General features: G+C 72.6%; 22 protein-coding genes. 6 read left to right on the top strand and 16 right to left on the bottom strand.

All coding sequences use genetic code 11. The features are described 5' to 3' along the window. Positions 1-85 precede the first annotated feature (85 nt). Genes ACQEVB_RS07235 through ACQEVB_RS07220 form a run of 4 tightly spaced genes read left to right on the top strand, consistent with a single transcriptional unit; the run spans position 86 to position 3,153 of the window. Positions 86-595, top strand: a complete 510-nt coding sequence (locus ACQEVB_RS07235; RefSeq protein WP_432966708.1) for a protein jag — start codon at positions 86-88, stop codon at positions 593-595. After that, entirely contained in the window at positions 588-1,235 is a 648-nt protein-coding gene (gene rsmG, locus ACQEVB_RS07230; protein WP_432966706.1) for a 16S rRNA (guanine(527)-N(7))-methyltransferase RsmG, read from the top strand. The genes ACQEVB_RS07235 and rsmG overlap by 8 nt, the downstream gene beginning before the upstream one ends. A 14-nt stretch (positions 1,236-1,249) precedes the next feature. After that, positions 1,250-2,164, top strand: a complete 915-nt coding sequence (locus ACQEVB_RS07225; protein WP_432980197.1) for a ParA family protein — start codon at positions 1,250-1,252, stop codon at positions 2,162-2,164. Then, positions 2,161-3,153: a ParB/RepB/Spo0J family partition protein gene (locus tag ACQEVB_RS07220; protein ID WP_432966704.1), complete on the top strand. Its 993-nt coding sequence runs from the start codon at positions 2,161-2,163 to the stop codon at positions 3,151-3,153. The genes ACQEVB_RS07225 and ACQEVB_RS07220 overlap by 4 nt, the downstream gene beginning before the upstream one ends. A gap of 82 nt (positions 3,154-3,235) precedes the next feature. Here the strand turns inward: ACQEVB_RS07220 and ACQEVB_RS07215 are convergent, their stop codons facing one another. Next, positions 3,236-4,198, bottom strand: a complete 963-nt coding sequence (locus tag ACQEVB_RS07215; RefSeq protein WP_432966702.1) for a D-alanine--D-alanine ligase family protein — start codon at positions 4,196-4,198, stop codon at positions 3,236-3,238. A 738-nt stretch (positions 4,199-4,936) separates the two neighbouring features. After that, positions 4,937-6,256, bottom strand: coding sequence for a PLP-dependent aminotransferase family protein (locus ACQEVB_RS07210; RefSeq protein ID WP_432966700.1), 1,320 nt, complete (start codon positions 6,254-6,256; stop codon positions 4,937-4,939). Between the two features lie 203 nt (positions 6,257-6,459). Between ACQEVB_RS07210 and ACQEVB_RS07205 the strand changes: the two genes are divergently transcribed. Continuing rightward, a complete protein-coding gene (locus ACQEVB_RS07205) occupies positions 6,460-7,173 on the top strand; it encodes a GNAT family N-acetyltransferase (protein ID WP_432980194.1) in 714 nt (237 codons plus the stop codon). Here the strand turns inward: ACQEVB_RS07205 and ACQEVB_RS07200 are convergent. The 9 genes from ACQEVB_RS07200 to ACQEVB_RS07160 all read right to left on the bottom strand — a co-directional run bounded on the left by ACQEVB_RS07200 (position 7,137) and on the right by ACQEVB_RS07160 (position 17,560). Next, a complete protein-coding gene (locus tag ACQEVB_RS07200) occupies positions 7,137-8,288 on the bottom strand; it encodes an N-acetylmuramoyl-L-alanine amidase (RefSeq protein WP_432966698.1) in 1,152 nt (383 codons plus the stop codon). The two genes, ACQEVB_RS07205 and ACQEVB_RS07200, sit on opposite strands and share 37 nt — an antisense overlap. A gap of 222 nt (positions 8,289-8,510) precedes the next feature. Further along, entirely contained in the window at positions 8,511-8,840 is a 330-nt protein-coding gene (gene trxA, locus ACQEVB_RS07195) for a thioredoxin (protein ID WP_432966696.1), read from the bottom strand. A gap of 28 nt (positions 8,841-8,868) precedes the next feature. Next, positions 8,869-9,846 carry a thioredoxin-disulfide reductase gene (gene trxB / locus ACQEVB_RS07190; protein ID WP_432966694.1) on the bottom strand — a complete coding sequence of 326 codons (978 nt, stop codon included), beginning with the start codon at positions 9,844-9,846 and terminating at the stop codon, positions 8,869-8,871. 100 nt (positions 9,847-9,946) lie between these two features. After that, positions 9,947-10,576: a hypothetical protein gene (locus tag ACQEVB_RS07185; RefSeq protein WP_432966692.1), complete on the bottom strand. Its 630-nt coding sequence runs from the start codon at positions 10,574-10,576 to the stop codon at positions 9,947-9,949. Then, a complete protein-coding gene (gene sigM / locus ACQEVB_RS07180; protein ID WP_432966690.1) occupies positions 10,573-11,127 on the bottom strand; it encodes an RNA polymerase sigma factor SigM in 555 nt (184 codons plus the stop codon). Before sigM ends, ACQEVB_RS07185 begins: the two co-directional genes overlap by 4 nt. Before the next feature lie 57 nt (positions 11,128-11,184). Next, a complete protein-coding gene (locus ACQEVB_RS07175; protein WP_432966688.1) occupies positions 11,185-12,816 on the bottom strand; it encodes a protein kinase family protein in 1,632 nt (543 codons plus the stop codon). A 45-nt stretch (positions 12,817-12,861) separates the two neighbouring features. After that, positions 12,862-14,589: a murein biosynthesis integral membrane protein MurJ gene (gene murJ / locus ACQEVB_RS07170; RefSeq protein ID WP_432966686.1), complete on the bottom strand. Its 1,728-nt coding sequence runs from the start codon at positions 14,587-14,589 to the stop codon at positions 12,862-12,864. Beyond that, positions 14,586-17,069, bottom strand: a complete 2,484-nt coding sequence (locus ACQEVB_RS07165; RefSeq protein WP_432966684.1) for a DUF6049 family protein — start codon at positions 17,067-17,069, stop codon at positions 14,586-14,588. The genes murJ and ACQEVB_RS07165 overlap by 4 nt, the downstream gene beginning before the upstream one ends. Next, positions 17,066-17,560 carry an NUDIX hydrolase gene (locus ACQEVB_RS07160; RefSeq protein ID WP_432966682.1) on the bottom strand — a complete coding sequence of 165 codons (495 nt, stop codon included), beginning with the start codon at positions 17,558-17,560 and terminating at the stop codon, positions 17,066-17,068. Before ACQEVB_RS07160 ends, ACQEVB_RS07165 begins: the two co-directional genes overlap by 4 nt. Positions 17,561-17,700: 140 nt before the next feature. On the opposite strand from ACQEVB_RS07160, the gene ACQEVB_RS07155 reads away from it, so the two are divergent. Next, the gene (locus ACQEVB_RS07155) at positions 17,701-19,155 is read left to right on the top strand and encodes a CCA tRNA nucleotidyltransferase (RefSeq protein WP_432966680.1); all 1,455 of its coding nucleotides are present in this window, start codon (positions 17,701-17,703) and stop codon (positions 19,153-19,155) included. A gap of 6 nt (positions 19,156-19,161) precedes the next feature. On the opposite strand, the gene ACQEVB_RS07150 is transcribed toward ACQEVB_RS07155, so the two are convergent. From ACQEVB_RS07150 to ACQEVB_RS07130, 5 genes are read right to left on the bottom strand one after another with little or no spacing between them, the layout of a single operon-like run. Continuing rightward, positions 19,162-20,136, bottom strand: a complete 975-nt coding sequence (locus ACQEVB_RS07150) for an N-acetylglucosamine kinase (RefSeq protein ID WP_432966678.1) — start codon at positions 20,134-20,136, stop codon at positions 19,162-19,164. Then, on the bottom strand, positions 20,133-21,380 hold the full coding sequence (locus ACQEVB_RS07145) for a 6-phospho-beta-glucosidase (RefSeq protein ID WP_432966676.1): 1,248 nt from the start codon (positions 21,378-21,380) through the stop codon (positions 20,133-20,135). The genes ACQEVB_RS07150 and ACQEVB_RS07145 overlap by 4 nt, the downstream gene beginning before the upstream one ends. Next, entirely contained in the window at positions 21,377-22,201 is an 825-nt protein-coding gene (locus ACQEVB_RS07140; protein ID WP_432966674.1) for a carbohydrate ABC transporter permease, read from the bottom strand. The genes ACQEVB_RS07145 and ACQEVB_RS07140 overlap by 4 nt, the downstream gene beginning before the upstream one ends. After that, positions 22,198-23,160 (bottom strand): carbohydrate ABC transporter permease, encoded by a 963-nt coding sequence (locus ACQEVB_RS07135; RefSeq protein ID WP_432966672.1) that lies wholly within the window; start codon positions 23,158-23,160, stop codon positions 22,198-22,200. Before ACQEVB_RS07135 ends, ACQEVB_RS07140 begins: the two co-directional genes overlap by 4 nt. Next, entirely contained in the window at positions 23,160-24,479 is a 1,320-nt protein-coding gene (locus ACQEVB_RS07130) for an extracellular solute-binding protein (protein WP_432966670.1), read from the bottom strand. Before ACQEVB_RS07130 ends, ACQEVB_RS07135 begins: the two co-directional genes overlap by 1 nt. Between the last annotated feature and the right edge of the window lie 2 nt (positions 24,480-24,481).

Here is a 24,481-nt window from a genome sequence, read left to right as displayed (position 1 = left end):
CACCACGGCCGTCCGCGGACGGTCGCCGTGTCGACGTCCGACTCCCCGGCGGCGGCACGGCAGCAAGCCGAGAGGAGACGTACTCGTGGCGAAGACCGCACAGCAGGGCGGAGAGGCCGCAGCATCCGGCGAGGACCAGCTCGTCCGCGAAGGCGACATCGCGGGTGACTACCTGGAGCGGCTGCTCGACGTCCTGGACTACGACGGCGACATCGATCTCGATGTCGAGGCCGGACGGGCGATCGTCAGCATCGACGGCGGCGAGGACCTCGAGAAACTGGTCGGCGACCGTGGGGCGGTGCTGGAGGCGCTGCAGGAGCTGACGCGCCTCGCGGTGCAGCAGGCGTCGGGCAACCGCAGCCGGCTCATGCTCGACATCGCGGGCTGGCGACAGGGGCGTCGGGACGAGCTCACCGAGCTCGGTACCCGCACCGCCAAGGAGGTGCTCGACTCCGGCGAGTCGGTGCGGCTGCGCCCGATGACGCCGTTCGAGCGCAAGGTCGTCCACGACGCGGTGGCGCGGGTGCGCGGTGTCGCCAGCGAGAGCGAGGGCGAGGAGCCGCGGCGCCAGGTGGTCGTCTTCCGCAGTGGCTGAGGACGTTCCCGGCGGCGCGGCGAAGGTCTTCGGTGACCGGCTACCGCTGGCCGAGCGGTACGCGGAGCACCTGGTCACGAGCGGTGTGGACCGGGGGCTCATCGGTCCGCGCGAGGCCCCGCGCATCTGGGAACGCCACATCCTGAACTGCGCGGTCGTCGCAGAGGTCGTCCCGGACGCCGCCCGGCTGGTGGATGTGGGTTCGGGCGCGGGCCTTCCGGGGATACCCTTGGCCCTGGCGCGGCCGGACCTCGGCATCGTCCTCGTGGAGCCGCTGTCCCGGCGTGTGGACTGGCTCCGCGAAGTGATCGACGACCTGGGCCTGCCCGTCGAGGTGGAGCGGGGCCGGGCGGAAGAGCCGGCCGTGCGCAGGCGTTGGGAGGGAGCCGACGTGGTGACCGCCCGGGCCGTCGCGCCCCTGCACCGCCTCGCCGCGTGGTGCCTGCCCTTCCTGCGTCCGGGAGGCCTGATGATCGCGGTCAAGGGCGAATCGGCTCCCGAGGAGGTGGAGCGCGACGCCGCCGCCGTCGCCCGGTTGGGCGGCGGGACACCGCGGGTGGAGCGCTGCGGTGGCACCATCGTGGATCCCCCCAGCACGGTGATCGTCGTCGAGCGAGTACCTCGGCGGAGGAAAGGGTGAGCGTGTCGTTCAACGTGTCCGACGTTCCACGTGAAACACCCTCACAGGCACCGGGCTGGACGCCCATCGCCGAGGAAGCCGAACGCGCAGCCAGGGTGTTGCACCCGGATCGGTACCGCATGCCCCGACCTACCCACCGCCGCGTGCTCACCGTCGCGAACCAGAAGGGCGGCGTCGGCAAGACCACCAGCACGGTCAACCTCGCCGCGGCACTGGCGATGCACGGCGTGCGCACGCTCGTCATCGACCTCGACCCGCAGGGCAACGCGAGCACCGCGCTCGGCGTCGAGCACCGGCTCGGCACGCCGTCGGTGTACGAGATGCTGCTCGGCGAGATCGAGCTGCGGGAAGCCGCCGTGGAGAGCACGGCGTCACCGCTGCTGCTCTGCGTCCCCGCCACCATCGACCTCGCCGGCGCCGAGATCGAGCTCGTCTCGATGGTCGCGCGCGAGAACCGGTTGAAGCAGGCGCTCTCCCCCGAGGCGCTGGCCGAGCTGGACGTCGACTACGTCTTCATCGACTGCCCGCCCTCACTCGGCCTGCTCACGGTCAACGCGCTCGTCGCGGCGTCCGAGGTGCTGATCCCGATCCAGTGCGAGTACTACGCGCTCGAGGGGCTCGGGCAGTTGCTGAGCAACATCGATCTCGTGCGGTCGCACCTCAACACCGCGCTGCACGTGTCGACGATCCTGCTGACGATGTACGACGGGCGCACCAAGCTCGCCGACCAGGTGACCTCGGAGGTCCGCGAGCACTTCGGCGACACCGCGCTGCGGACAGTTATCCCGCGCAGCGTGAAGGTGTCGGAAGCCCCCGGATTCAGCCAAACAGTGCTTGCCTACGACCCCGGATCGCGCGGCGCGATGAGCTACATCGACGCGGCTCGGGAGATCGCCGACCGCGGCGCGGCACAGGCGGGTGCTTCGTGACCGATCGCCCCGCGCCCCAGCGCAAGGGTGGCCTGGGCCGTGGACTCGCCGCACTGATCCCGACCGCTCCCGTGACGCAGGGCGGGATCACCACGGAGCCCGATCTCAACCGGCGGCATCTGTCCGACCTCCCGCGCCCGGGCACGACCGAGCCTCCGGCACCCGCTCCGTCGGCAGCGGGTGACCTCGCGGCGGAGTTCCGCGAGATCCCGCTGTCCGCGGTCGTCCCGAACCCGAAGCAGCCGCGCACGACGTTCGACGAGGAAGCGCTCGCGGAGCTGGAGCACTCGATCCGCGAGTTCGGGCTGCTGCAGCCGATCGTCGTCCGCGAGGTCTCCCCCGGCTCGTTCCAGCTCGTGATGGGCGAGCGCCGGTTCCGCGCCGCGCGCCGGGCGGGCCTCACCGCGATCCCGGCGATCGTCCGGCGCACGGCCGACGACGTGATGCTGCGGGACGCACTGCTGGAGAACATCCACCGCGTCCAGCTCAACCCGCTCGACGAGGCCGCCGCGTACGAGCAGCTCCTGGAGGAGTTCGGCGTCACGCACACCGAGCTCGCCGACCGGCTCGGCCGCAGCCGACCCGTCGTCACCAACACCATCCGCCTGCTGAAGCTGCCGGTGCCCGTGCAGCGGCGGGTCGCCGCCGGTGTGCTGTCCGCCGGGCACGCGCGCGCACTGCTGGGCGTCGACGACCCCGGGCATCAGGAGGAGCTCGCCGCCCGGATCGTCGCGGAGGGCATGTCGGTCCGCGCCACCGAGGAAGCGGTCGTCCTGCTCCGCAACGAGTCGCCCAAGCAGCAGAAGGCGCCGCGTCGCAAGCCGATGCTCGCGCCCGGTCTGCAGGACCTCGCGGAGACGCTGTCGGACCGCTACGACACCCGCGTGCGCGTGGAGCTCGGCCAGCGCAAGGGGCGCATCGTCATCGAGTTCGGTTCCGTCGACGATCTCGAGCGCATCGTCGAGCTGATGAACCGCGGCACGGACTGATCACGACAGTTATCGAGCCGGTTCCTGATCCGGTCTCAGCGGGGTAGGGCCGAATGGCCGGAACCCGGGTTGGTTCGCCCGCTCACGATGTTTCACGTGAAACGCGGTCGATGGCCCACTCGACGAGTCCCGCGTAGATCGAACCGAGGTCCCGACCCGCGGTGCGAGCCGCGAGGGGCAGCAACGACGTGTCGGTGAGGCCCGGCGACACGTTCAACTCCAGCACCTGCACACGTCCGGCGCCGTCGACGATCGCGTCCATGCGCGAGACGTCGCGCAGACCGAGCAACCGGTGTGCCGTCACGGCGGTCTCGGTGAGGCGAGTGATGACGGATGGGTCGAGTCGCGCCGGGCAGTGGAAGGTGGTCGCGCCCGGCGTGTAGCGGGCAACGTAGTCGTAGACACCGGACGCGGGGTGGATCTCGACCGGCGGCAGCGCGTGGGGTACGCCGCCGTCCTCGATCACCGAAACGGCGACCTCGGTGCCGTCCACGAACCGTTCCGCCAGCACGGTGTCGCCGTAGGCGAGGCAGCTGACCATCGCGGCCGGCAGATCGCCGACCTCTGTGACGAGCTGGGCCCCGAGGGCCGATCCGCCCTGGTCCGGCTTGAGCATCATCGGCAGCCCGAGCCGGGCCACCATGGCGTCCAGGACCGCAGGTGCCCCGAGCGCACGGAACGTGCTGTGCGGCAGGGCGACCCACTCCGGCGTGTCGATGCCGGCCGCCGCCAGCTCCGCCTTCGCCGTCGGCTTGTCCCACACCTGGCGGCACGCACGCGCCGGCGTACCGACGAACGGCACCCTGAGCAGGTCGAGCACCGCCTGCACGGAACCGTTCTCGCCCTCCCCGCCGTGCAGGGCGACGATCGCGGCGTCCGGTTGCTCGGTCTGCAGTCGCGAGACGAGGCTGGCGTCGACGTCCCACTCGACCACGTCCACGCCGACCCCGCGCAGCGCCTGCGCGAGGCGCCGCCCCGAATGCAGCGACACCTCGCGCTCGTGGGAAAGCCCTCCGGCCAGCACGGCCACCGTCCTGTCGCTCACCGCTCCATCCTGCCGTCGGCGTCGGCTGTTCCGGCGGATGGGTCCGCGGGATGTTTCACGTGGAACACGGTTCGAGCGGGAGACGGTCCAGACGGGTCGGCGCCCGTGGCCCCGCCGGAGACGTGCAGAGGGAGGTCGCGGCTGGCGACATCGCGCTCGCAGCTCTGTGTCCGGGCTGTGCGGGACGGCAGCCGCGACAACGGAGGGACGCGGCCGCCGGCGGGAACGGCTGCGTCGTGGTGCGCGCCGGGCGCCGCTGCGCGTTCCCGGACGGGGAGGGTCGTGCGTTCAACGCCTCGGTACAGAGCCGCGCCCGCCTACCCGCACGTCGCAGAGGTTCGACCTCGTGCGAGGTGTGTGCGGCCGATGTTGTCCGACGCGTCCGCTGCTTGCGAGGCGCCCTGTGCCGCGTGCCTCGACCTGTACGCGACTGTGCGGTCCGGTTCCCGCTCCCCACCGGGCCTGGGCTCGGATCCCGTCCGTCGCGTGCAGGGGGCACGAACAAGCACCGCGCGTGGGACGACCTCCAGCTCGGAGTGCCCGGGCGTCGCGGGGCAGGCTGAGGTTGTCCGTGCATGTGCCGACGCTGCCGACCGCGCAGTCGCCGCCAGCCCACAACCACACCCATCCGCCGCCCGTTTCACGTGAAACACGCCGCGCCGGCACACATACCCGTCGACGGGCCGGTCACTCGTCGGCGACCCACAGCGCCGCCGCAGCCCGTTTCACGTGAAACACCTACGGCGTGTGCGGCGACGGCGTCTGCGGCCCAGGCCGTAGCGCGGGGCGGGCCGACGCGCCGAACGTGCGGACGACGTCGAGCTCTGCCTCCAGCACTCGTCCGAGCCGGCGGACGCCCTCGGTGATGCGCTCCGGTGTCGGGTAGCAGTACGACAGGCGGAGCTGCCGGCTGCCGAACCCGTCGGCGTAGAAGCCGGTGCCGGACGCGTACGCGACGCGGGCGGTGACCGCGCGGGGCAGCATCGCCTTCGTGTCGACGCCCTCGGGCACGGTCAGCCAGACGTAGAAGCCGCCGTCCGGGACGTTCCACGTGCAGCCGTCGGGGAGGTAGGTCTCCAGGGCGGCGAGCATCGCGTCGCGGCGCTCGCGGTAGGCCTCGGTGAAGGTCTTGACCTGGCTGCGCCAGTCGTGGCCGCCGAGGTAGCGGGACACGAGCATCTGGTTGAACGACGGTGGGCAGAGCGTCGCCGACTCGGCGGCGAGCACGAGCCGGTCGCGCACGGCCGGCGGGACGAGCGCCCACCCGACCCGCAGCCCGGATGCGAACGTCTTGGAGAACGAGCCGAGGTAGACGACGTCGCGGTCCATCGAGCGCAGCGCCGGGTAGGTGCGGCCGCTGAAACCGAGCAGCCCGTACGGGTTGTCCTCGACGACGGCGACGCCGTGGCGCGCGCAGATCTCCAGCACCTCGACCCGCCGCTCGACGGCCATCGTGACGCCGGCGGGGTTGTGGAAGTTCGGGATCGTGTAGAGGAACTTGGGCACCACGCCCTGGGCCGCGAGAGCGCGCAGCGTGTCGCTCAGGAGCTCCGGTACCAGCCCGTGCTCGTCCATCGCCACGTGGACCACACGCGCCTGGTACGCGGCGAAGCTGCCGAGCGCCCCGACGTAGGACGGTCCTTCGGCGAGCACGACGTCGCCGGGGTCGCAGTAGATCCGTGTGACGAGGTCCAGCGCCATCTGCGAGCCGACGGTGACGACGACGTCGTCGGGATCGGCGCGGATGCCCTCGGCGGCCATCACCTCGCAGATCTGCTCGCGCAGGTGCGGAACGCCCTGGGCGGACCCGTACTGGAGGGCCACCTGTCCCTCGCGCGCGACGAGGTCGGCGACCTCGAGGGCGAGGGCGTCGAGCGGGAGCGCGGCGAGGTTGGGCATGCCGCCGGCGAGTGACACCACCTCGGGTCGGCTGGCGACCGCGAACAGCGCCCGGATCTCCGACGCCGTCATGCCTGCCGTGCGTGCCGCGAACCGCTCTGCTGCCGGGACCGCGGGCGAGCGGTCGTTCTGGGCGGCGGGCGGGCGCGGTTCGAACACGCTGTCTCCCGGGGAGTCTGGGGGCGATGAATTCGATCGAGTGTAACCAGGACGGGGGAACGACCAGCCCTTCGTCGTGAATGAGACGCCGGTCGCAGCACGCGGGCTGTCCATGTCGTCCGGTTCGATCTATCGTCGAAGGTCCTGGCGTCGATGCTGGGTGGAGTTCGGGGTCTGCGTGGGATAGCCGCCGGAGGTTGATGTTGTCCTGGCACATGGCTGCTCTCACGCTGGACAATTTGGACGATCTGCCCAAACGGTGCCGGCGCTGCGTCTTCTGGGAGCTCTCCGAGAACCTCGGCGCACACGCCGCCGACTTCGGCTCCACCGAGCTGGAGAAGGAGGCCTGGGTCTCCGAGGTCCTGCTGGAGTGGGGTTCGTGCGGCCGGGTGGCCTACATGGACGGCGCGCCGGCGGGCTACGTCATCTACGCCCCGCCGTCCGCGGTGCCGCGCGCTGCTGAGATGCCGACCGGTCCGGTGAGCGCTGACGCGGTCCTGCTGACCACCATGCAGGTGATGCCCGAGTTCGCCCGGGAGGGCCTCGGGCGCATGCTCGCCCAGGCGGTCGTGAAGGACCTCACCCGGCGCGGGGTGAAGGCGATCGAGGTGTTCGGCGAGCAGCGGCCGGCCGAGCCGAGCTGCCTGGTGCCGGCCGACTTCCTGCGCGGTGTCGGCTTCAAGACGATCCGGCCGCACCCGCGGTGGCCCCGGCTGCGCATGGAGCTGCGCTCGGGCCTCACGTGGAAGGAGGACGTCGAGGCCGCGCTGGAGCAGCTGCTCGGCACGATCACGATCCCGATGCAGGCCTCGCCCGTGCCGGGTATACCGAGCCGGGCCGGAGCGCCCGCCCGCGGCCGGACGATGACGTGCGGCGGGGCTCAGATGGCCTGCGCGCCGCCGCGCTCCATCTCGTAGGCGAGCACGTCGGCGTAGGTGAAGGTGCCGGTCGGCTGGTCGTTCTGGCCGAGCAGGTACAGCCGCTTGACTCCGACGAGGATGCCCTCGGCAACGACGTCTCGGAACGCGGGGTCGAGGAGCCGGCGCCGGTCGCCGAGGTGTGACAGGTAGCCGACCTCGACCCGCACGGTCGGCATGCGCGTGAGCCGCAGGAGTTCCCAGGTGCGCCCCTGGGTGCGGCAGTCCAGCATCGCAGTGCGGATGAGCAGCTCGCGCTGGATCAGCCCGGCGAGCGCCTCACCGACCGTGGACGTGGCGCCGGACCCGTTCCCGAAGTGGAACGTGGCCAGCCCTTGTGCGTGCAGCGAGTGGTTGGCATCGGTGTGCAGCGAGAGCACGAGGTCGGCGTTGGCGTTGTTGGCGAACGCCGCGCGCTCCGGCTCGGACGGGCAGGTGTGCTCCTGCCGCGACAGCATCGCGTCCATGCCGGTGGCCGTCATCCGGCCGACGATGCGGCGGGCCAGGTCCCACATGAGGTCGGCCTCGGCCACGCCGGCGGCGACGACGCCGCGGTCCGGGCCGCCGTGACCGGGATCGACGACGATGCGCTTGCCGCGCAACCGCGGTCCGGCCTCGCGCAGGACCTCCTCCTCGCGGAGCAGTCGCGGGCGCCCGCCGGTGACCTTCCGGCCCAGCTGGCGCAGCGAGCGCAGCGTCGCCGGCCCGCACAGGCCGTCGGGCGTGAGGCCGTACTCGCGCTGGAAGCGCTGCAGGGCGCGCTCGGTCTGCTCGTCGAACACCCCGCCCGGGCGGCCGGGGTCGAAGCCCAGCTCGAGTAGCCGCTCCTGCAGCGCGACGACGTCGTCGCCGCTCATCGGCGCGGAGATCATCAGGGCGAGCATGCGGTCGCCGAGCTTCCAGCCCGCGTCGCGCAGCGCCCGGTAGGTGGACGGGCCGACGATGCCGTCGGTGATGAGCCCGCGCTCCTGTTGGAACGCGCGCACCGCGTGCTCGACGTCGGCGTCGAACAGCGTCTCGTCGCCGGCCGGAGTGGCGGCGAGGAGGGCGAACTCGCGCAGCCGCGAGCGGATGTCGAGGACTGCGGGACCGCTGTCACCGTGGCGCAGCTGCATGCACCCCTCGCTCGTCGCTCGCTCGTCGTCGGCGCACCATCGGGTGGTGCCTGGGCAGCTCGTATTGTGCACTGCCGTACCCCGACCGAGGGGCAGCGGGCCGTGTTCGCGCGTGTTCGGCACGTGATAGCACGTGCCCGCTCACCCACCCGGACACGTCGATGCCCCGGATCGGGGGACGATCCGGGGCATCGAACGGGTCAACGCTCAGGTCGACGCAGATCAGCCGAGGTAGTCGGCGAGGTCGTTGAGCAGCGCGGCCTTCGGGCGCGCGCCCACGATCTGCTTCACGGGCTGGCCGTTCTGGAAGACGATCATCGTGGGGATGGACATCACCTGGTACTGCTGGGCCGTCTGCTGGTTCGCGTCGATGTCCAGCTTCGCGACGGTGATCTTGTCCTTGTGCTCCCCCGCGATCTCGTCCAGCACCGGGGCGACCATCTTGCACGGGCCGCACCAGGTGGCCCAGAAGTCGACCACGACGGTCTTCTCGCTGTTGATGACGTCCGACGCGAAGGTGGCGTCGGTGACGTCGACGGTGTTGGCACCCATGTCAGGGTCTCCGTTCCTCGGTGATGGTTCAGGCGGTGGCGGTGGCGTAGCCGCCGCCGACGAGCTCGGTGGGGATCTCCGCCTCGGCGAGCCACCGCTCGGCGTCGATCGCGGCAGCGCAGCCGGAGCCGGCCGCGGTGATGGCCTGCCGGTAGGTGTGGTCGACGAGGTCACCACAGGCGAACACGCCGTCGACCCCGGTGTGCGTGCTGGGCGCGCTGACCTGCACGTACCCGTCGGAGTCGGTGGTGACCTGGCCCTTGACCAGCCCGCTGCGCGGGTCGTGGCCGATCGCGACGAACATGCCGCTCACGTCGAGCACGCGCTCATCGCCGGTCTGCGTGTCGCGCAGCCGCAAGCCGTTGACCGAGCCCTCGCCGAGCACCTCGACGACCTCGGCGTTGGTGACCCACTTGATCTTCGGGTCGTTCTGCGCGCGCTCCAGCATGATCTTCGACGCGCGGAACTCGTCGCGCCGGTGGACGATCGTCACGGAGTCGGCGAAGCGGGTGAGGAAGGTGGCCTCCTCCATGGCGGAGTCGCCGCCGCCGATGACGGCGATGTCCTTGCCGCGGAAGAAGAACCCGTCGCAGGTGGCACAGGCACTGACGCCGCGGCCGAGGAGCGTCTGCTCGCCGGGCACGTTCAGGTAGCGGGCAGCCGCGCCCATGGCGAGGATGACCGCGTGCGCGCGGTACGTGACGCCGTTGGCCACGACCGTCTTGACCGGTCCTTCGAGGGAGACCTCCTCGACGTCCTCGGCCCGCAGCTCGGCGCCGAACCGGGTGGCCTGGTTGCGCATCTGCTCCATGAGCTCGGGGCCCATGATGCCGTCGGTGAAGCCGGGGTAGTTCTCCACCTCGGTGGTGGTCATCAGGGCGCCACCGAACTGGGTGCCCTCGAACACGAGCGGCTGCAGCTGCGCGCGGGCCGCATACACGGCGGCCGTGTAACCCGCGGGGCCCGAGCCGATGATGATGACCTTGCGCACCTGATCGGTGGTCACTGGTCTGCCGTCCTCTCGTCGTATCCGCCCACGTCAACACGATTCCAGGCGCGGACATTCCAGTCGCCCCTGGGGGCGTGCCGTGTGGGTGACGGGTGTCTCAGGGGACGTCGCGCTGAGTGAGGAGTCTGCGGCAGCCGTCCTCGACGACCGCGGCCGTGAACCGGCCGAGCTGTCCCGTACCCAGCAACAACAGTGTGGCGGGGCGACCCTCGTAGACCACCTGGCGGCCACCGATGAGCTTCGCCGTCGGCCGTACCTCTGGCGCGACGGCCGCCAGGCACTCCGCGCGACGGTCCGGGTCGGCCAGCTCGCCGACGTCGAACACGTCCTGCGTCGCGAGCGCCGCGCCGGCGAGTTGCACGGCCGAGACCGTGGGACGGGCGGGGGCGACGAGCGCGCCCGCCACGATCGCGACGACCACGAGCGCGGCCGCCACCGCGGTGAGGACCACCGGCAGCCGCCACCGCGGCGTGTCCGGCTGGTCGTGCAGCTCCTCGACCAGCGCCGACCAGCGATCCGCCGTGGCGGCCGGCAGCGGGACAGGAGGTACGGCGGCCAGGTCCGCCCGGGTTGCGGCGAGCGCGTCGACGGCCGCCGCGTGGCCGGGCTCGGCGGCCAGCTCCGCCCGCCGGGCGAGCAATTCCGCGGGGCCGGCCTCCTCGCCGTCGACGAGTCCTTCGTCGAGCTCGGCCAGTTTCGCGAGGAGGTCGTCGGGTTCGGCGGTCATCCGGCCTCCTCCCGCAGGTGTCCGAGCAGCACGGCCAGCTTCGCCCGACCGCGCGCGCACCGACTCTTCACCGTGCCCGGTCGCACGTCCAGGATCTGCGCGGCGTCGGCGACCGACCAGCCCTCCATGTCGACGAGCACGACCGCGATCCGGTGGTCCACGGACAGCTCGGCCAGCGCAGCGTCCACGGCCAGCCGGGTGGCCAGCTCCGCCGCCGGATCGATGCGCCGTGCCGCTTGCGGTTCGGCGTCGGGCAGAGGCACCGTGCGCCGGACGCGGTCGTGACGCATCCGGTCGATGCACGCGTTGACGACGATCCGGTGCAGCCAGGTGCTCACCGCTGACCGGCCGCGGAACGACCCAGCCCGCTTGAAGGCCGCCTCGAGCGCCTCCTGCACGGCGTCGTCGGCGTCCTCCGCGTTGCCCAGCGTGCGTACGGCGACGCTCCACATCTTCCGCGCGTGCCGGTTCACCAGCAGCCCGAACGCGGCGCGGTCACCCGCCTGGTGCGCGACCATCAGCTCCGCGTCGGTGGGCACCGGCTGGGTCACCGCCGGAGCGTAGGACGGCGGTCACCGCCGCCGTGGGCGTTCCGGAGAACTGGCCGGCTAACCGCCCGCCCGGTGGAACGTGATCTCGTTGATCTGGGCGTTGAGCTCGCCGCCAGGGCCGGACAGCTTCGTGATCCACACCAGGACGTGCGTGACCGGCTGGCTGTTGGGCAGCGCGATCTGGGTCGCGTCGGCCCGCAGGGTGGCCGAACCGATGACTGTCGTCTGCTCGATCGGCGCGTCGACGGAGGGGATGGAACGGATCTCCACGACGGTGCCGGCGCTCGGCGAGTCGATCGTCAGGTCGGCCAGCTGCACGGCCGACTCGAACGACACCACCACCCCGATGCCGGGCTTGAAGGCGGGGAACTGCTGCTTGTAGTCGGCGGTTCGCCAGGCGCTGTTCGGATCGCGGTCGACCACACGGGAGGCCTGGTCACGGTTGTCGCCGTCGCCGGCCTTGTCGTAGACCTCGGCGTCGAGGGGGCGCACACCGGCGGGCTGGGGGCCGGACGGCTGCGGATCGGCGTTCGCCACCGGGCCGGGCACGACGATCGCCGGGTTGCCGGTGGTGAACATCGACACGACGTGCGAGCCGACGAAACCGAGCACCGCCACGACCGCTACGCCGAGCGCGACGAGCCCGAGCGCCAGCTTGCGCCGCCGTCGTGGATCCGCTGCGGGGCGCTTGCCGCCCTCCTGCCAGACGTCGCCCGGCTCGGCGGGCACCCCGTCGCGGACGGGCGGGAAGAGCGCGATCCGGTCGTCCTCCTCGACCACCTGGTCGAGCAGCGCCCGCACCGAGGCAGCGGTGTGCACGTGGCCGGTCGCGGTCTCGGGGCCCAGCGTGCCCGCGGCGATGGTGTCGAGCTCGACTGGCACGCCGGGCCGCTGCGTGGACGGCGGGACGGGCACGTCGGTGGCGTCGCGGCGGGCGGAGTCGAGCCCGGCGCGGGCGGCGTCGGAGCGGCTCAGCGGCCACTGCGCGGTGAGCAGCGCGTAGAGGACGGCGCCGAGGCCGCGGACGTCGTCGGCCGGGGTGGTCTCCGGCCGGGGCATGGCGAACCCGACCTGGGCCCGGCCGTCCGGGGTGATGCGGATGCGTTGCGGGTGGTCGCAGCCCAGCACCAGCCCGTGCACGTGGGCGGCCTCGGCGGCACCGGCCAGCGGCACGAGGGCGCGGGCGGCGGTGAGCGGGCGCAGCAGCCCGGCCGAGACGGCCTCGGCGAGGCTGCGGCCCGGCACCCACTCGGTGACGGCGACGCCCAGCACGTCGTTCGGCAGTGCCGCGGCGTCCGGGGTGAGCACGTCGAGTAGGCGGGCGCAGCCGCGGTGCTCGAACGAGCCGGAGCGCAGCGCCCGGCTGACCATCTCCTCGGCCCGGTCGCTCCAGCCCGGGTCGGCGCCTGCCGAGTCGAGCCCGAGCCGGCGCAGCACGGTGACGGCGACGTCGCGGCGCAGCACGGTGTCGACGGCCTGCCAGAACTCCGCCCCGGCCGCGGGATCGGTGCCGACGCGCGTGGTGAGGCGGTAGCGCCCGGCGAACACGGTGCCGGCGGTGGTGCCGGTGGTTCGCGGTTCGACCGCTCCGGCCTGCGCCGGAACGACCGGCGACGTGCTGGGCTGGGTGTCGGGGCCGGGGTCCTGGGGGAGCGCGGCGTCGGACGGCGGGCTCACCAGCTCACTCACCGCTCCGCCTCCCCGCCTCGGCCCCACCGCGGGTCGAGCCTACCGTCACCGGTCCCCGCCGCGTCGAGGTTTGAAACGTCCGGCGAGCCCGGCGAGTCGCCGCGTCACGGGCTCCAGTTCGGCGACCTGCAGCAGCCGCAGACCGACGACGGTGAGGGGGAGCCAGACGATGCAGCCGAGCACGACCTGGATCCATGCCCCGGCCAGCGGCGACACGGCGTTCATCGGCCCGGCGAGCAGGACGGCGCCGCGGGCGACCGCTGCAGCCACCCCGGCCGCGACCAGCGTGCGCCAGCCGGTGCTCGCCACCTCGGCGCTGCGCACGCTCCCCAGCCGCCTGCGCAGGAGCACCTGCCCGACCACAGCACCGGCTACGAACGACAGCCCGTTCGCGGCGACCAGCCCCAGCACGACCTCCTCCGGCGGCAGCAGCGCCGGGCAGAGCAGGAGCAGCGGCACCTTCACCAGAACGGTGAACAGCTGGATCAGGGCCGGGGTGCGGCTGTCGGTCAGCGCGTAGAAGACGCGCAGCTGCAGCAGCGTGATCGCGTACGGCACCAGGCCGAACGCCGAGCAGGCCAGCGCCAGCCCGATCTGCTGCGCGCCCTCGATGCCGGACGAGCGCAGCCCGAACAGGGCCACCCCGATGGCGGGGCCGAACGCGGTGAACAGCGCGGCGAGGGGCAGCAGGAACACGATGGACAGCCGGCTGCCCAGGCTCAGGTCGTCCAGCACCGCCGACGTGCGGCCCTCGGCGGCGGCCCGGCTCATCCGCGGCATCAGCGCCGTGAGCAGCGAGACGCCCAGCACGCCGTAGGGCACCTGCAGCAGCAGCCACGAGTTCGCGTAGACGACGTACGAGCCGCCGTCGGCCGCCGTCGCCACCTGCGTGGTCACGTTCAGGCCGATCGCGCCGATCAGCACGTACGCGATCGCCCAGAGCGCGAGCCCGCCGGTCGCGGACATCCGCGGGTCCCAGCCCCACACGGGCCGGAACCGGAAACCGGACCTCCGCATCGCCGGGAGCAGCACCACCGTCTGCGCGACGATGCCCAGGGTCGTGCCCAAGCCGAGGACCAGCAGCTTCGCGTCGCCCATGCGCACCGGATCGAGGCTGATCTCCCCCGGCACGGCCAGGTAGACGCCCAACACGCCGAGCACGACGATGTTGTTGAGCACGGGTGCCCAGGCGAACGCGCCGAACGAGCCCTTGGTGTTGAGCAGCGCTCCCATCAGCGCGCCGAGCCCGTAGAAGAGGATCTGCGGCAACAGCAGGTACGCGAACGCCGTGGCGAGTTCACGGTTGCCGCTCGGCGACACGTACAGGCTGGTCAGGAGCGGTGCGGCCAGCATCGACAACGCCGTCGCGACGAGCAGTGCGGCGCCGGCGAGGGTGAACAGGCGGCGCGTGTAGCGCTCCCCGCCGTCGGCGTCCTCGTTCTGGGCGCGCACCAGCAGCGGGATCATCACGCTGGACAGCACGCCGCCGATCAGGAACTCGTAGACGATGTTGGGCAGCGTGTTCGACACCGTGTACGAGTCGTTGAGCACCGTGGCACCCAGCACCGCGAACAGCACGATCTGCCGCAGGAACCCGGTGATGCGGCTCACCAGGTTCGCGATCGCCATCATCCCGCTGGAACGACCGATCGAGCCGTCCTCCTTGCGCGGGACGGACGACGCGATCTGCAGCGTCGGGAAGATCTCCGTGACCGGCTCGGTGTAGAACCGGCGGACCGGACCGCCGATCGGTGGCCCGATCGGCGCCGTCATCGCCCGGGGATCGGACTCCGGGACGGGCCGGGGTGGGCGCCTGGGCCCGGGCGGGGGAACGGGTCCGTCGGGGCCGCGGCCGGGGGCCGGGGGACGGCGAGGGGGTCCTGCGGGAGGTCCGGCAGGCGGTCCGGGACGGGGCCCCGGCGGGGGTCCGGGGGGCGGTCCGACGGGCCCGGCGGGGGGTCCGAAGGGGGGTCCGGGGGCAGGTCCGGGCCGTGCGGGTGGTCCGGGTCGCCACGGCGGCGGCGGATGACGCGGCGGGCCACCAGGGCCACCAGGAGCGCGCCCGCTGTCGCCGTCAGCCATAGGGTGATGGTGCCGTAGGCGGTGGACACCACCTTGAGCCGACTCGGCGTGCCGAGCTGCTGTCCCCCGGGAGTGATCACCCACGCGTCCACCGTGAACTGGCCGGACCTGGTCACCTTCGCGTTGACGGAGAGCTGCCGGCGGCCCAGCGGCGGGATGCGCTGCTCCGCGATCGGGGCCACCTGGAGACCCGCCGTCGGGGAGAGCTCGACGCGCACCCGGATCGGCACCGGCAGGCCGTTGACCACGGTGAGCGGCAGCGGTGCGTCGGAGGTGCCGAGCGAGAACGGGATGGGCGGCTCCACCACGGAGACGAGGTCGCGCAGCTCGTCGATGCGGTCGCGGCCCTGCCGGGCGGCCGCGTCCGCATCGACCGGGGCGCCGCGCAGCGCAGCCGACGCCGGTCGCACCAGTTCGCGGCGCACCGGCGTGAACGCCTCCTCCGGCCCGACGCCGACCGTGCCGGGTTCGTGCTCGTCAGCGGCCGAGACGAGGTCGGCGAGACCCTCGCCGGCCTCGCGGATCGCGTCGACGGCCGAGCCCGGGATCTCGCGGTCGGCGGCCGCGGTCGGGTAGTCCAGCGCCCGCTCGTCGGCTCCGGCGGCCGGGCCGGTCCGCAGCACGTCCACGAGGCCGCGCGGGACGAGCCCGCCCTGCTCCATGAGCCGCTCGGCGGTGGTGAGCAGCGCACGAGCGCCGTTGCCCTCCGCCGACCACTGCCGCGGCGGCGCGAGCACCATCGGGCTGCTGGTGGTGGGGCCCCGACCTGCGGAGAGGACGCGGAACGCCAGCGTGCCGATCGTGTCCTGCGTGGCGAGCGGGGAGCTCGTCCCGGTCGGTGACGTCGTGGCCGCTGCCTCCCCGATGCCGACCCCGGCCACCGGTGGCTGCGGCGCCCGCGCCGCAGCGGTCAGCAGCGGGTCGGTCAGCAGCGCGTACCGGTCGGTGCCGGCGATGCCGACCAGCCCGTTGCTCTGCCGGGTGCGGCCCTGCTCGACCGCGTCCGCCGAGAGGACCAGCGCCCGATCCCCCGCCTTCGTGATCGCACCGAGGGTGGGCTCGTCGATCGCGCCGTCGGCCGGCCAGGTGACCGGCGGCAACGCCGACGGGATGTCGAGCAGGCCCGGCTCGGTGAGGGCCTCGCGCCCGTCGGTGATGGCCTGACTGGCCGCGGCGCCCAGCCCGCCCCTCGTGAGCGCGACGAGATCGGCGTCGGCGTAGGGGAGGGCGATGACGCAGCCACCGCGCGCGATCACGCCGAGCTGCTCGAGCCAGCGCCGGGCGGCGTCGGAGCCCGTGCCCGGGCGGACCGTGTCGTCCGGCTGCCGCACGTCGTATCCGTCGCGCATGGCGGCCGCCGTGTCGACGAGGTCGGGATCGATCGCCAGGCACGTGGCGACGCGCAGCGGCGAGTTCGGCGGCGCCTGCTCGGCGATCGCCGAGACCAGCCCGTTCAGCCGACCACCTGCCGCGAACGACGTGGCGAGCGAGTCGTCGGCGAGCAGGGTGCGCTGTCCCGGGACGGTGGAGAGGCGGTGCGGGCGGTCGCTGATCGGGTACAGCATCGAGAACGGGATCGCGGCCGCGGGCACCGTGCTGCCGACGCGCCCGCCGGTGGCATCGGCCGGTAGTGACTGCACGGGCAGCAGCATCCGCACCGCGGCCACCCTGGCCCGCTGCCCTCCCACCGGCGCCGCGTTGACGTTCACGAGGATCTCGTGCACCCCGGTCTGGCTCAGCGCGAGACCGTCGGTGGGGGCGCCGCGCAACGGCACCGACAACCGCACCGGGATCGACGCGCCCGGCGCCAGCGCGTCCGCGATCGGCTGGAACTGTGGGGTGACGGCGTCGGTGGCGGCGTTCCCGTCCAGGGCGTCGCGGATGCCGCCCTCGGTGGTGAGCGGGTTGCTGCGCTGCACCCGCGCGCGCAGCTGCTCGACCGGCTCGTCGCCGGTGTTGACCAGGTTCCCGACGATCGTGAGGGTGTCCGGCCCGGTGGCGGTGACGACCCGCGGCGTCATGTCGGTGAGGTCCAGGCGCAACGACACGCCCGGCACCCGATCGACCGCCGGAGCGGCTGCGGCAGCCGCGGCACCGGTTCCCCCGAACGGACCCATGAGGCCCGCAAGCATCAGCACCGCGGTCGCGACCATGGCCGCGACCGGTTTCACGCGGAGTCCTCCAGGAGCTCGGTGGCGCGGCGGATCAGCCGACGCTCGTCGGCGTACGCCAGCCGCGACTCGAGCTGGTCGAGCGGCACCCACGCCACCTCGGCCACCTCGATGTCGTCGTCGGAGAGCTCGCCGCCCAGCGCCCGCAGGAGGAAGTGGTGCACGGTCTTGTGCACGCGCCGGTCCTCGGCGACGAACCAGAAGTCGATGGTGCCCAGTGGCGCGACCACGGAGCCGATGATGCCGGTCTCCTCCTCGACCTCGCGCACCGCCGCCTGCTCAGCGGTCTCGCCCTCCTCGATGTGCCCCTTCGGGAGCGACCACAGGAGCCGTCCGCGCCGGTCGAGGCGGCCGATGACGGCGGCGGCACCGGAGGAGTGGTCGACGACGAGCCCGCCTGCCGACGTCTCGTCGACGGTGCGCAGCCGCCGTCGACGATCGTGCGATCGGCCCGCGCGGCGCCCACCCGAGCGGCTGCGCGAGGTCGACATGTGTCGATGGTAGCCGTGCACGGGTCCCAGCTCCGGGACCGACGGGCGCGGCCGGTCCGGCCTGCACGGCCGGGCAGGCGCCGGCGCGTCGCGGGTATCGCGTCGAAGCGGGGCGGTACCTGCGACTAGACTGGATCCTCGTGTCTGCCGCAGTTCCCGCCCCGCCCGTCGACCCCGATCTGCACCTCGCCCAGCAGAATGCGGTGGTGCAGATGATCGCGGTGCCGCCGGTCGCCGAGGAGCTCGCGGCCGAGTTCGCCGCGGCGGGGCACCGGCTGTACCTCGTGGGCGGCAGCGTGCGCGACGCATTGCTGCAGCGGCCGGTGAGCGATCTGGACTTCACCACCGACGCCCGTCCCGAGCAGATCGTGGCGCTGCTGAAGGCGCGCGGCGGCCCGATCTGGGACACCGGGATCGCGTTCGGCACCGTCGGCACCCGGCGCGGCGGCCACCCCGTCGAGATCACGACGTTCCGCTCCGACGCCTACGACCGCGTGTCGCGCAACCCGATCGTCGCGTTCGGCGACACCGTCGAGGACGACCTGCTGCGCCGCGACTTCACCGTCAACGCGATGGCGGTGGAGCTGTCCGGTGACGGGCGGCACCGGTTCGTCGACCCGTTCGGGGGGCTCGCCGCGCTGGCCGCCGGCACCCTGGACACCCCGGCCACGCCGCAGGAGTCGTTCGCCGACGATCCGCTGCGCATGCTGCGGGCCGCGCGGTTCGTCTCCCAGCTGGGCTTCACGCCGGCCGCCCGCGTCGTCGCCGCGATGACCGACATGGCCGACCAGATCGCCCGGATCACCCGCGAGCGCGTCCAGGCCGAGCTGTCGAAGCTCATCCTCGGGGCGCACCCGCGCCGGGCGATCGAGCTGATGGTCGACACCGGGCTGGCCGCCGACGTGCTGCCAGAGGTGCCGGCGATGCGCCTGGCGATCGACGAGCACATGCAGCACAAGGACGTCTACACGCACTCGCTGGTCGTGCTGGAGCAGGCCATCGACCGGGAGACGGACGGGCCGGACCTGGTGCTGCGCCTCGCCGCGCTGCTGCACGACATCGGCAAGCCCGACACCCGCCGCAAGGAGCCGGACGGGCGGGTGAGCTTCCACCACCACGAGGTGGTCGGCGCGAAGATGGTGCGCAAGCGGCTGCGCGAGCTGCGGTACCCGAAGGCGATCGTCGACGACGTGTCGCAGCTGGTGTTCCTGCACCTGCGCTTCCACGGCTACGGCAACGGCGAGTGGACGGACTCGGCGGTGCGCCGCTACGTCACCGACGCCGGGCCGCTGCTGGACCGGCTGCACAAGCTCGTCCGCTCCGACTGCACCACCCGCAACCGCCGCCGCGCGGCCGCCCTGCAGCGCAGCTACGACTCGCTGGAGGAGCGGATCGCGGCGCTGCGGGCGCAGGAGGAGCTCGACTCCATCCGCCCCGACCTCGACGGCAACGAGATCATGCAGCTGCTCGGCATCCCGCCGGGCCCGCTGGTCGGCAAGGCGTACAAGCACCTGCTGGCGCTGCGCATGGAGCGCGGCCCCCTGAGCCACGACGAGGCCGTGGCCGAGCTGCACAGGTGGGCGGCGGAGCAGTAGCCCGGGTCAGGCTGCGGCCTCCCGGACGGCTGCGCGGAGGACCGGGTAGGCCGACTCCGGGGCGCCCAGTGCGTCCAGTGCCGAGAGGGCCGCGCCCACGACCGGTGGGTCGTCGACGAACGTGAGGCGGGCGCGCGGGGCCACCGCCGTCACGCCGGCGGTGATGCGCGGGCCGAGCTGGTCCCAGCCGCCGCGCAGGACCCCGCCGCCGAGCACCACGGGCAGCGCTGTGGTGGCGAGGTCGAGGCGGGTCACCGCGACCCGAACGTAGGCCACGATCTCGTCGGCCTGCTCGTCGAGGACGCGCTGCGCGACGGCGTCGCCGGCTGCGACGGCGAACAGGACGCGCGTCAGCTCGTCGACGCGCCTCGGCGGGATCTCTCCGAGGTGGATGCCGATGCCGACGTCCTCGACCGTCGCTCGTCCGAAGTGCGCCGCAACGGCGGCGGTCAGCGCGGTGGCGGGGCCGCGCCCGTCCTCACCGCGGGCGGCGTGCCACAGCGCGAGCTGGGCGAGGTGGTGGCCCCCGCCCCAGTCCCCCGTGATCTCCCCGAGCGACGGGAACCGCACCGAGCGCCCGTCACCGGTGCGCCCGACGCAGTTGATGCCTGCGCCGCAGACGACCGCCACCGCCCCGGTGCCGGCGCTCTCGACGCCGGCCCGCAGCAGCGCGAACGTGTCGTTGTCGACGGCGCAGTGCCGCGCCCAACCGCGGGCCGTCACCGCCTTCGTCAACGCCGCCACCTCGGCGGGCAGGTCGGCGCCGGCGAGGAACAGCTCCACCCGCTCGACGGGCAGCGCCTGACCACCGACCGCCTTCCCCACCAGCTCGTCGAGCAGTTCGATCGAGCCGGCCAGGCCGAGGTGGTGCGGCGAGCTGCCCGGCCCACGCGCGTGCCCGTGCACGGTGCCGCCGGTGTCGGCCAGCACCACGTCGGTCTTGGAGTTGCCTCCGTCGATCGCGAGGAAGAGCGAGCTCATCGAGCCCACGGCAGGTGCCGCGCATTCGCCGCGAGCAGCTCGTCGGTCAGCCGCTCGGCCTTGTCCCACTGCCCGATCAGGGGGTGCGCGAGCAGCGCGGCCCGCACCCGCTCGCGGCCGCCGTGGACGGCCGCCTCCAGCGCCAGCTCCTCGTACGCCGCGACGTGCGCGACCAGGCCGCGCTGCAGTGCCGGTAGCGGCGCAGCGGGCCGCGGGACCGCGCCGTCGCGTCCGACGGTGCTGGTCGTCTCGATGACGGCCTCCGGTGGCAGGAACGGCAGCGTCGTGCCGTTGCGGACGTTGGCGGAGTGCAGCCCCTCCCGGCCGTGCAGGGCCGCGATCAGCCCGACCGCGGCCTCGGCGTAGAACGCCCCGCCGCGCTGGGTGAGCAGCTCGGGCTTCCGGTCGAGCGCCGGGTCGGCGTAGAGCTTCAGCAGCTCGGCTTCGATGTCGGCGACCGTGCGACCGCGCACGTCGCCGGCGCGCTGCTCGGCGAGCACGGCGTCGTGCGCGTAGAAGTAGCGCAGGTAGTAGGAGGGCACCGTGCCGGTCAGCGCGAGCACCGCGGGCGGCAGCTCCACCTCGGCCGCCAGCTCGTCGAGTCGCTGGTCGAGCAGCTCCGGCAGCCGGTCGACGCCGTCGACCTCGACGGCCCGCTCCCACGTCAGGTGGTTGAGCCCGATGTGGTCGAGCACCACCCGGTCCGGCGCCACGTCGAGCATGACGGCGAGCCGACGGGCCAGGTGGATCGCCACGTTGCAGAGCCCGACGGCGCGGTGCCCGTCGTCGAGCAGCGCGCGGGTGACGATGCCGACGGGGTTGGTGAAGTCGACGATCCACGCGTCCGGCGCGGCCACCTTCGCGGCCCGCTGCGCCAGCTCGCGGACCACCGGCACCGTGCGCAGCGCCTTGGCCAGCCCGCCTGCGCCGGTCGTCTCCTGCCCGATGCAGCCGCAGGCCAGCGGGATGGTCTCGTCGGAGATGCGGGCCTCCTGGCCGCCGACCCGCAGCTGGATCACCACCACCGACGCGTCGGAAGCGCCTTCGTCGAGATCGGCCGTCCAGCTGATCTTCACGGGGCTGCCGTGCCGGGCGAAGATCCGCTCGGCGAGCGGGCCGATCAGGCTCAGCCGGTCGGTTGCCGGGTCGACCAGCGCCAGCTCGTCGACCTGGCCGAGGCGGGCGAACCCGTCCACCAGCTCCGGTGTGTACGTCGACCCGCCGCCGACGACCGCGATCTTCAACCCTTCACTCCTGTCATCGTCACGCCCTGCACGAAGGCCTTCTGGGCGAGGAAGAACACGACCAGCACGGGCACGAGCACGACCAGCGTCGCGGCCATGACGAGGTTCCACTGCACCTGGTAGAGGTTGCGGAACGTCGCCAGGCCGAGCGAGAGCGTCCAGTTCTCCTGCACGTGGTTGGTGTAGACGAGCGGGCCGTAGTAGTCGTTCCAGCAGTAGAAGAACTGGAACATCGCGGCGGCCGCGACCGCCGGCCGCGCCATCGGCAGGACCACCTTGCGCAGCACCTGCCACTCGCTGCACCCGTCCACCCGCGCCGCGTCGGTGTACTCGACGGGGATGGTGACCAGGAACTGGCGCAGCAGGAAGATCGAGAACGCGTCGCCGAGCAGCATCGGCAGCACGAGCGGCCAGATCGTGCCGACCAGCCCGGCGTTCGTCCACAGCAGGTAGATCGGCACGATCGTGACCTGCGGCGGCAGCATCATCACGCACAGCACCGTGACGAACGTGAGCTGCCGGCCCTTCCACTGCATCCGCGCCAGCGCGTACGCCGCAGGAACGCTCGACAGCAGCATGAACAGCGTGCCCAACCCCGCGTACATGACCGTGTTGGCGATGAAGCGCAGCAGCGGGGCCTTCTCGAAGACCTGCGCGAAGTTCTCCGGGTGCCAGCTCGTCGGCCACAGGTTGCTGGTCAACGCCTGCTCGTTGGTCATGAACGCGGTGAGCGCCACGAACGCGAACGGCGCCATGACCATGATCCCCAGCGCGATGAGCAGCGCGTGCCGCCCGATCGCCACCAGCGCCTTCTCCCTCATTGCACACTCCCGTCCGCGACGTAGCTCTTGAAGCGGCGCAGCAGCAGCACCGTGAACAGCAGGGAGAACGCGAACAGCACCAGCGCGAGCGCGCTCGCGTAGCCCAGCGTGTAGTGGCCGAACCCGACCTCGTAGAGCCACATCGGGAACGTCGTCGTCGAGCCGTCGGGATAGCCGAAGGCAGCACCCCGGCCCTGCCCGACGGTCGCCTTGCCGGACGCCACCGACCCGGCCACCGCGGCCTGGGTGAAGAACTGCAGCGTCTGGATGACCCCGACGAGCGCGGAGAACATCAGCACCGGCGCGATCCCCGGCAGCGTGACGTGCCGCAGCCGGGCGAACGCCCCGGCGCCGTCCAGCTCGGCGGCCTCGTAGCGCTCCCGCGGCACGTCCAGCACCGCCGCCAGCAGGATGATCATCCAGTCGCCCAGGCCCCACACCGCCAGCAGCACGAGCGACGGCTTGGCGAGGTACGGGTCGTTGAACCACAGCGGGCCCTCGATCCCGACCCAGCCCAGCACGGTGTTGACCGCGCCGGTGCCGGGGTTGAACAGGAAGACGAACGCGACGGTCGCCGCCACCGGCGGGATCAGCGCCGGCAGGTAGAACACCGTCCGCCAGAACGACGCCGATCGGCGCAGCTTCGCCAGCAGCAGCGCCACCGCCAGCGCGGCGACGACCTTCACCGGCACCAGCACCACCACCAACCACAGCGTGTTGGCGGCGGCCCGGTGCAGGTCCGCGTCCTGGAGCATGTAGGCGAAGTTGCCCAGCCCGAACCAGCGCGGCGCGCTGAACAGGTCGAACTTGTTGAGCGAGAACCAGATCGTCGCGACGAGCGGGTAGCCGAAGAAGATCAGCAGACCCAGCCACACGGGCGCCATGAAGCTCGCGACGGTGCGGAACTCGCGCAGCCGGCTCCCCCGGGTCACGCCGGCCGGCGGCAGCTTCCGCAGCATCAGCCGTTGAGCTTCAGCGCCGCGTCGATCTGGCCGTCGAGCTCCTTCAGTCCGGCACCGAGGTCGGCGACCTTGCCGCTCTGCCACGTCTGCGCCCAGTCGGTGAACGCCGTGATGTACGCGTTGCCGTTGGCCGTCGCCGGCGTCGACGAGCTCTTCGGGTGCCGCAGGATGTCGATGAACGTCTGGAACTCGGGGCCGACCTGCAGGTCGGGCGAGGCGAGCGCGTCGGTCGTGGTCGGGACGTTGCGCAGGCCGTTGGAGAGCTTGACCAGCGCGCCGGTGTCCGTGGTCAGGTACTTGACCAGCTCCCACGCCGCCTCGGGGTTCTTCGAGCTGCGCGTGATGCCGATGATGTTGCCGGTGATGAACCCGGCGCCGTAGTTGGCGGCCTTGTCGTCCGGCACCGGGACGGGCGCGGTGCCGAACTGCAGGTTCGGGGCCTGGTCCTTGAGGAACGCGATGCGGTACTCGCCGTCGATGTTGATGGCGACCTTGCCCGTCTGGAACGCGTTGTCGGCGCTGTACTCCTGGCCGAGTCCGGCGACGAACTTCTGCAGCTTGTCGTAGCCGTACCAGTCGACGAGCTGCTTCTGCCACGTCAGGAACTGTGCCCAGCCCGGGTCGCTGCCGAGCGCGGACGTGCCGTCGGGCTCGAGCCACTTCGCCTCGACGCCGGGGCCGAACCGGGAGGGCTGGTTCTCGTAGAAGCCCAGCAGCGGCACGAAGCCGGCCACCTCGATGTCGCCGTTCGGCGCGAACTTCGTCAGGTCCTTCGTGAGCTGGGTGAGCTCGCTCCACGTCTTCGGCGGCTTCCGGTCGCCCAGCAGCGCCTTGTTGTAGTAGAGGCCGTACGTGTCGGTGAGCGCCGGCATCGCGCAGCGCTTGCCCTCGAACTCCGTGTACGCCCGCACGGTCGCCGGGATCTTGTTCAGGTCGACCCCGTCGCGCTGGATGTACGGCGCGAGGTCGCGGAACGCGCCGGTGCGGCACGAGTTGCCGACGACCAGCGTGTCGTACGACAGGCCGACATCGGGGCCCTCGCCCGCCGACACCGCCCGACCCATCTGCTCGTCGTCCTGCCCGCCCTTGACCGTCACCTGGATCTCGGGGTGCGCGGCCTGGAAGTCCTTCACCACCGACTCGAAGACCTGGGCCTCCCGGTCGGTGTAGAAGTTCCAGATCTCGACGGGCCCGCCGGCCTTCGTGCCGGGAGCGGCCGGCGCGGCCGGACCGGAGCCGGCGGCGGTGCAGCCGGCCACCGCGACGGCGGTGGCCGCCGCGACGAACGTGACGACGAGGCGTCGGCGTCGGGACATGC

It is taken from the genome of Pseudonocardia sp. CA-107938 (assembly GCF_050936315.1).
GTDB lineage: Bacteria > Actinomycetota > Actinomycetes > Mycobacteriales > Pseudonocardiaceae > Pseudonocardia.
Note: the sequence above shows the minus strand (reverse complement) of the source record. Positions and strands in the feature narration are given on the sequence as shown.